Here is a 5,960-nt window from a genome sequence, read left to right as displayed (position 1 = left end):
CTTGATGATGCCCATGGCGTGGGAGATGAGCATCAAAAAGCTCTACCACACCCATTCGTTTGAGAAGGCCAATCAGCAGGACAAAATCATCAATTCTTTCGGTTAAAACTTTTGGTATAGTAGTCATCTCGGCAGTTAATCAAAAAAAGGAATAAATTGAAATAATTTTACGCGAATGGTGAGGAATTACTCTTATCTTTATTCAATCGTCACATCAGGTATCACGAGAAAATCAAAAATCCTCACAGAGTCAAGTCTACACGGGAAGTTGAGTCAATTATTTAAGGTTCCCACCAATGAGATTACGCTGCAGTTTAGAGACAGGGATGTTGCCAGATTCAATCAGTCGTTCAGCGCACGAGAAAATTGCACTGGACAAGGAGCAATCATGAACGACACACACAATCATACCTCAGATTATTTTCACCATTTACTTCCAATCGATATTGACGGCTGCGATTTACTGGTGGAGCTGGCACTGGACCTTAACTGGTCGTGGAATCACGCTACCGACAAGATCTGGCGTGATTTGGATCCCGAGCTGTGGGCCATCACACACAACCCCTGGGTTGTACTGCAAACCGTTTCACGGGAGCGCATCAAACAGATGCTGGCCGATTCCACATTTCGCGCAAATGTAGAGAGTCTGGCGGGAAAACGGCAAAAGGCGGAAACACCGGAACGCTGGTTTCAACAGGTGCACGAAAAGGAATCGATTCATTGCATCGCCTATTTCTGTATGGAATTCATGCTCAGTGAAGCGCTTCCTATTTATTCAGGAGGGCTGGGCAACGTGGCGGGGGATCAGCTTAAAGCCGCCAGTGATCTGGGGGTGCCGGTGATCGGTGTGGGTCTTCTCTATCAGCGGGGCTATTTTCGACAGGTGATTGACCCGAACGGTGCCCAGCAGGCACTCTATCCGTACAACGATCCCGGTCAGCTGCCCATCACACCGCTGCGGGAAGCAAACGGCGAATGGCTGCGGCTGAAGATTAATCTGCCGGTGGGCTCTATCTGGCTCCGCACATGGCAGGTTATCGTCGGCAACGTCAAGCTGTATCTGCTGGACAGCAACGATGCCGCCAACTATCCCGAGCATCGCGGTATCACCAGTGAACTGTATGGCGGCGACTCGGAACTGCGGCTTAAACAGGAGTTGATTCTCGGTATTGGCGGCTGGCGCCTTCTTGAAACTCTGGGAATCCATCCCGAGGTCTGCCATCTCAACGAAGGGCATGCGGCATTTGCCGTGCTGGATCGCGCGGCCAGCTTCATGCAGAAAAATGGCCAGTCTTTCGAGGTGGCACTGGCGGCAACCCGCCCGGGAAACATCTTTACCACCCATACGGCCGTATCCGCCGGGTTTGATCGTTTTTCACCAGAACTGATTGCGCGGTATCTTGGTGGCTACGCCCAGAAAATACTCGGCATCGGTCTTTCTGATCTGCTGGCATTGGGACGCAGCAATCCGGCAGACCCCCTGGAACCTTTTAATATGGCAGCCCTGGCCATCCATGGCAGCGGAGCGGTAAACGGCGTGAGCAGGCTGCACGGGAAGGTCAGTCGAAATCTTTTTCAGCCCCTTTTCCCCCGCTGGCCAACGTCGGAAATCCCCATCGGTCACGTTACCAATGGTGTCCATATCTCGAGCTGGGAATCAGCCGAAGCAAATGATCTCTGGAGAAGAAACTGCGGCAAATCACGGTGGCTGGGTGAGACAGATTTACTGGAACAGCAGATTCGTAAAGTGTCAGATGAGTGTTTGTGGAATTTTCGTCTCGCCGCCAGCAAGGCGCTGATTGAATATGCCCGTGCGCGCTCCTGCCTGCAACAGGCAGCCTCTGGAGCAGGTGTCATTTTGAAATTGCTCAACCCCGATGCCCTCACACTGGGATTTGCCCGTCGGTTCGCCACCTATAAGCGTCCAAATCTGCTCCTCCATGATCAGGAACGGCTGCTGCGAATTCTGACCAACCCGGATCGACCGGTCCAGCTCATCCTGGCTGGCAAGGCCCATCCAGCAGACAAGGAGGGACAGATGATGATTCAGGAGTGGAATACATTTATCTCCCGCCCGGAAGCCCGCCTCCATGTCATTTTTATCAGCGACTATGACATGCAGCTGACGGAACACCTGGTGCGTGGCGTTGATGTCTGGCTCAACACACCCCGAAGACCCTGGGAAGCCTGCGGAACAAGTGGCATGAAAGTGCTTGTCAACGGCGGGATTAACCTCTCTGAGCTTGATGGCTGGTGGGCAGAAGCGTACACTCCGGAGGTGGGCTGGGCATTGGGTGATGGGCTGGAGCATGGCGACGATCCAAAGCAGGATGCCCTGGAAGCAGAGGCCCTCTACAACCTGCTCGAACAAGAGATTATCCCGGAATTTTACACGCGCAACAACCAGGGTGTTCCTGTTGCCTGGGTAGCAAAAATGCGCGAAAGCATGGCGAGTCTGACCCCGCAGTTTTCGACAAACCGCTCCGTACGCGATTACACCGAAGCATACTACCTGCCTGCAGCAGCAGCCTATCGTCAACGCGTGGCAGACCAGGGCCAAAAGGCCCTGCAAATAGTAGAATGGCAACAGTCCCTTGAGCAGAAATGGAACACCCTGCGTTTTGATGGGACAACGGTGGAAACCAGAGATAAACAGCATGAATTCAACGTCCAGCTTTTTCTTAATGGACTTGACCCGGAAAGCGTCAAGGTGGAACTCTATACCGAAGACACACACGGTGACCCCGAATGCCAGGAGATGATGCGCAGTATTCAATCCTCGGATGAATCAGACTGCACCGGGTATCATGCTGTAATTTCGGCTCAGCGTCCGGCAACGGATTATACGGCGCGGGTGGTTCCGAGATTCCCCGGTGCCAGGATTCCACTGGAGGACTGCCACATCCTCTGGAATGACTGAAGGGTTCATTGAATTCATGTAATACCATTCCGATTAAGTTGCGACCTCACTCAATGCCATTTTCACTTTCTATTGGCGAATTTAGAAGCAACTCATTCAGGAATTAAATTAACAACAAACAGGGGGTATAACTTTGAAATTAGATAATACAAATTCAAATAAACCATCTACAGCTTATGTATTGGCAACGTGGGGGGTTTTGGCCATAGGTATTTCAAGCTATTTAACAGGGCTTTGGAATTCTACATTTGAATTAAATGAAAAAGGGTTCTATCTTGCAGTCTTCTTACTCGCGATGTTTGCATCTGTAACGTTACAGAAAACAATCAGAGATAAAGAAGAGGGGCTGCCTGTGACACAAATATTTGTAGGTATCTGTTGGGTTGCTTTTACATCGGGCATTGCTTTATTGGTAATTGGTCTAATAAATGCTGATATCTTTTTAAGTGAAAAGGGGTTTTATGGAATTTCATTTGTTCTCTCTTTATTTGCGGTAATAACGGTGCAAAAAAACACGAGGGATTTAACAAATGAATTAAAGGAAATCGATTCTTCTGTATTTCCAAAGTCGGAGGAGATTGTAGATACAGCTTCAGAAAAATCAGAAATAATTTAATACTAATATACGTCACAACATTCCTACTAAGTTATACCATTCCTATTAAGTTCTAACCCGTTTTGTATCCTGTTTATCCATTCATGGTTACAAACGAAAAAAGGAACCACGAATGGACACGAATAAACACGAATTATTACTGAAAAAACTATAAGAGAATACCTTGTGGTTGAATTCGGTCTGTTATTTGCTTTGAGGTAATTGATGTTTTCCGTGGTAGCAAACTGCATGAGAACTATGGCAATGTATTGTTTCTGCTTATCATCCCATAAGGAGCAGGGTCTGTTCTCATGCGGTGCACTGTACGGCTTAACTTCGGATACAAACGTTTTCGTTTAATGCGTTGTCCCTGTTCGTGAAAATTCGTGTCTATTCGTGGTTCCTTTTGCAGTTTGTAACCACGAAGAGCGCAAAGAGAGAACAACAGCAATTCTCTGTTTAATTTTAAAATCTTTTTTTAAAGTTTTTTGCCTTTATTCGCATTTTTAGAGCTTTCCTTTGGCAAAAAGTTTTTCGCTGTTCCGTCTTTTGCTTTTCCCATCCCCCTGCCCTTGAATCCGCCAAGACAAAAGGTAAATGGTATTACTTGAATTTACCCTTGCAGATACTTTCCACGGACTTTTGAGAAGTTCCGTTTTCTGGATTTGCATCGCTGTCCGTCCTGAAGTGACAGCCCTGACTCAGATGGTTGTTCATGGCCGCGATAGTCACGATATAGGCTGCCTGGGAGCCATGAAAAAGATCGACGATAGGCTTTGAAATCGGCGTCTTTTTATAAAAATCGTGCAATGCCTTGTTCAACGTCCGCAAATCAGAAAACGCCCTTTGCAAGCGGTTGGCATTTCTGGTAATGCCAACATAATTCCACATGGTGGTTTTAATGTTCATCCAGTCCTGGGCAATCAGGGCCGGATCTTCATTTTCTTCCCTGCCTGGACTTATCCAATCGGGAATAGAACTGAGATATTTTTCCTTTACAAAAGATGCCCTGTTTATTTTCGCCACAATCGTTTCCGCAATGGAACGACCCCACAATACACCTTCCAACAAAGAGGTGCTGGCCAGTCTGTTGGCCCCATGAACCCCGGTGCAGCTGCATTCCCCCCCGGCGAAAAGACGCTTCAGAGTACTTTGACCACTGGTGTCAACCAAAATTCCACCACAAAAATAATGGGCAACAGGGACGACCGGCACCAGGTCTTTAGCAATATCTATTCCAATTTCCTGACATTTGGCTGCAATTGTTGGGAACCTTTTCTTGAGGTCTTTTACCCGGCATTGAGTCATATCCAAAAACACACATTCCACGCCTGTACGCAGCATCTCTTCCACGATTGACCTGGCCACAATATCCCTGGGAGCCAAATCCCCTCTGGGATCATAATTCTGCATAAATGGCTGACGACTGGCGTTGACCAATTGTCCGCCCTCTCCCCGGACAGCTTCTGAAATCAAAAATTTTCGTTTGGAATGGTGGAAAAGTGCTGTTGGGTGAAATTGAACAAATTCAGAATTAATAACCCTGGCACCAGCTCTGAAGGGCATACTTAATCCGGAACCAATGCAGGCAGCAGAATTGGTGGTGTGTAAAAAAATCTGTCCTAACCCGCCACAGGCCAAAACCGTAAAATCGGCCATCCTTGTTTCCACTTCATTGGTTTTGTTGTTAAGAACATAGGCCCCCAGGCACTGGTTTTGCAGCTGGTATCTAAAGGAAAGATTTTTTGAGTGGTGATATGTAGTTAACAGGTCAATGGCCGTTCTGTCGGTCAGAACTTCGATATCAGGCTGTTTTCTTACAGCGGTTGTAAGCCCGTCCATAATTGCCCGCCCCGTGTAGTCGGCACAAAAGAGAATCCTTGGTACGGAATGGGCTCCTTCCCTGGTCAGGAGGAACCCGTTATTATCCCGTTCAAAAGGTACTCCTGCCCGATTGATAAGGATATCGTCAACGGCCTTTGGCCCCTCGGTGCTTATAAAATCCAGGGCCGGTTGAGAGTTGATATGTGCCCCGGCCGTAGCGATATCATCAGCCAGCAACTGCGGCTTATCCTCCCTGCCCCGATACACAATACCGCCCTGGGCCAGGGCGGTATTGCCGCTGTCGAGCTCAGGTCCGGAAGAAAGAAGCGTTACCTTAAGTCCGGCCTCAGCCAGAACAAGGGCACATGTCGTTCCTGTAATACCTGAACCTATAACCAAAACCTGAGTTTTATACCTGCACATGTTTAGCGTATCCTCGGTTTTTATGTGATGCCTGACAGAAAGCCTGTATTGGGACGAAAACCGTTTATTCTCAGTGGTGTCCGGTTAGAAAATTGCATGTTTCTTTTTTAACCGTTTTCGTGGTCGTGGACTGCATTTTCGTTTGTGTATTTGCATAGCTGCTGCCTGTTCTGCTGCCTGCTGTCTTGCTTCATTACG

3 protein-coding genes are annotated in these 5,960 nt (G+C 48.0%); 2 read left to right on the top strand and 1 reads right to left on the bottom strand.

The window, feature by feature from the left end:
- Positions 1-388: 388 nt before the first annotated feature.
- Together glgP and yiaA are read left to right on the top strand one after the other, a co-directional pair.
- The gene (glgP, locus tag JWG39_RS15735; RefSeq protein ID WP_205220396.1) at positions 389-2,920 is read left to right on the top strand and encodes an alpha-glucan family phosphorylase; all 2,532 of its coding nucleotides are present in this window, start codon (positions 389-391) and stop codon (positions 2,918-2,920) included.
- 133 nt (positions 2,921-3,053) lie between these two features.
- A complete protein-coding gene (gene yiaA / locus JWG39_RS15730) occupies positions 3,054-3,536 on the top strand; it encodes an inner membrane protein YiaA (protein ID WP_240192181.1) in 483 nt (160 codons plus the stop codon).
- Positions 3,537-4,118: 582 nt separating this feature from the next.
- Here the strand turns inward: yiaA and nadB are convergent.
- The gene (gene nadB, locus JWG39_RS15725) at positions 4,119-5,762 is read right to left on the bottom strand and encodes an L-aspartate oxidase (protein ID WP_205220395.1); all 1,644 of its coding nucleotides are present in this window, start codon (positions 5,760-5,762) and stop codon (positions 4,119-4,121) included.
- Between the last annotated feature and the right edge of the window lie 198 nt (positions 5,763-5,960).

The sequence above is a fragment of the Desulforhopalus vacuolatus genome (genome assembly GCF_016918505.1).
GTDB classification, from domain to species: domain Bacteria; phylum Desulfobacterota; class Desulfobulbia; order Desulfobulbales; family Desulfocapsaceae; genus Desulforhopalus; species Desulforhopalus vacuolatus.
Note: the sequence above shows the minus strand (reverse complement) of the source record. Positions and strands in the feature narration are given on the sequence as shown.

Coding starts and splice junctions, on each gene's coding strand:
- glgP (WP_205220396.1), top strand. CDS start 389: ATGAACGACACACACAATCATACCTCAGATTATTTTCACCATTTACTT.
- nadB (WP_205220395.1), bottom strand. CDS start 5,762: ATGTGCAGGTATAAAACTCAGGTTTTGGTTATAGGTTCAGGTATTACA.